Source organism: Arthrobacter sp. JCM 19049 (genome assembly GCF_001310435.1).
Genome location: NZ_BAXF01000432.1, coordinates 1 through 1,849 on the forward strand (window position 1 = coordinate 1; position 1,849 = coordinate 1,849).

Genomic DNA, 1,849 nt, shown 5'->3' on the forward strand with positions numbered 1-1,849 from the left:
CCCGAGAGCAGCACCGGGCCGGCCATGGCCCCGGCATCGGACATCAGCGCCACAGGCCCAGGAACTTTGCCCGGCCCACCGGCGGTGAATAATCCGCCCCGAGGGTCATCACGATCCCCGAGCCGATCCCGTTGCCGAACCCCAGCAGCATGGATACCGCCAGCATGGCGCCCACGGTGTGGGTCAGCGGCAGCAGAAACAGCGCCAACGCCATGGTGGCCATGCACGGCACCGCCACCCAGGCCCGGCCCCGCTTGTCCATGACCTTGCCCGCCGGGTAGAAGATGAGCATGTCAATCGCCCCGGACAGGCCGTAAATCAGGGAAATGGTGGCCGCGTCCAGGCCAAGGTTCTCGCCCCACAACGGCAGCACCACCTGCCGGGTAGCGCGGACCGCGGAAATGCACACCACCCCCAGCCCCAATCCCAGCAGGTTCCGCCACTGGGCCTTGGCAATGGACAGCATCGAGGTGCCGTTCGGGGTGCTGCCGGCGGCCGGCTCGGCACGGGTGGCCAGTTCGGGGATCCACAGGCACAGACCATGGCGGTGAGCATGGCCAGCAGGCCCACCCAGTACGCCCCGATCAGCCCCAGCCACTTCATGGCCAGGGTGGCGGCGAAGGGCCCGATGAACACGCCGATGCGCATCACCCCACCGAGCATGGACATGGCCCGGGCCTGAATTTCATGGGCACGGCCTCGGCCAGGTAGCTTTGCCGGGCCAGGTTGAACACGGCCCCGGCCATTCCCAGCATGCCCACCCCCAGGGCAAAAAGCCCCAGGTTGCTGGGGACAATGCCCAGCACCATGCCCAGGCTCGCCCAGGCTGCGGCCAGCACCATGGAAATGCGCTCCCCGTAGCGGGTGGTCAACACGGCGGCGGGCACGTTGGCCAGCAGGGAGCCAACCCCAACCAGCGTGACAATCAGTGCGGCGGTGGCGGTATCCGCCCCGCGACCGAGCGCAGCCAGTGAAATGATCGGGGCCACGGCCCCCACCCCCACCCCGTAGAGCAGGGAGGGTGAGTAGACCTTCAGCGCAAGGGACGCAGGCTGAAGGGTTGTTCGCTCATGCTCCAATCCTACGCACCAGCCCCGCCACCACCGGCGGGGCTGGGCGCCTTGATAGGCTAATCGCGCGGTTCGGCCTGGTGCATGCGGGCCAGCAACTGGTCGCGAACGGCCTCGGAGTCCTCCATGGTCACGGCAAAGCGCTTGTCCCCGGTGGTGTGCACCACCAGCCCGTCCATGGCGCGGAACACGATGGCCGAGCCGCCGGGGAAGAACCGCCCAGCCCCAGCCGCCCCACTGCCCCGGGGTGATCCATTCACTGTCCACGCTCTGGATCTGCCCCAGCGGGATCCGGCGCATCGTGAAGCCCAGAATCCCGGAGGTCACCAGCAGCCCCTTCTCATCCACCTCACGGTTATGCGGCACACCCCCAACAGCAGGGCCAGGGCGAACAACAGCAGCACGGGTCCGGTCAGCAGGCCGAGCACCAGCACCCCACCGTTCTCCGCCGACCCGTCGAGCACAAAGAACATGACCACGGTAAACACCAGCAGACCCGCGCTCAGGACCCACAGCCACACCGGCGCGTTCACGCTGCGCTGCAGGGGCTGCTGCGCCACGGGCAGCGCCTGGGGAAGTTTCCGTCCCTGCCCCTGGGCGATCCGTTCATCGCGTTCCTGCTTCATCCCCCGGTTCGCCTGCTGGTACACGCCGCTGATCCAGGCCGGCACCAGGCCGAGCAGCGAACCGGCGATCAGCACCAGGATCCAGGCGCCAACTGCGCCTGCGCGGGTCCCCGGCCAGCACGGTCGGCAGCACGCAGCCGATGAACATGGTTC

General features: G+C 68.3%; 4 protein-coding genes. All 4 read right to left on the minus strand.

Translation table 11 applies throughout. From position 1 onward, the window contains the following. Positions 1 to 43: 43 nt before the first annotated feature. Positions 44 to 598 carry an MFS transporter gene (locus JCM19049_RS13050; RefSeq protein ID WP_054821800.1) on the minus strand — a complete coding sequence of 185 codons (555 nt, stop codon included), beginning with the start codon at positions 596 to 598 and terminating at the stop codon, positions 44 to 46. 49 nt (positions 599 to 647) lie between these two features. Continuing rightward, positions 648 to 1,004, minus strand: coding sequence for an MFS transporter (locus tag JCM19049_RS13055; RefSeq protein WP_279403187.1), 357 nt, complete (start codon positions 1,002 to 1,004; stop codon positions 648 to 650). Positions 1,005 to 1,129: 125 nt separating this feature from the next. Further along, positions 1,130 to 1,261 carry a hypothetical protein gene (locus JCM19049_RS13060; RefSeq protein ID WP_279403188.1) on the minus strand — a complete coding sequence of 44 codons (132 nt, stop codon included), beginning with the start codon at positions 1,259 to 1,261 and terminating at the stop codon, positions 1,130 to 1,132. A gap of 132 nt (positions 1,262 to 1,393) precedes the next feature. Then, positions 1,394 to 1,849: hypothetical protein (locus tag JCM19049_RS13065; RefSeq protein WP_279403189.1), on the minus strand; the 456-nt coding region annotated here is incomplete at its 5' end.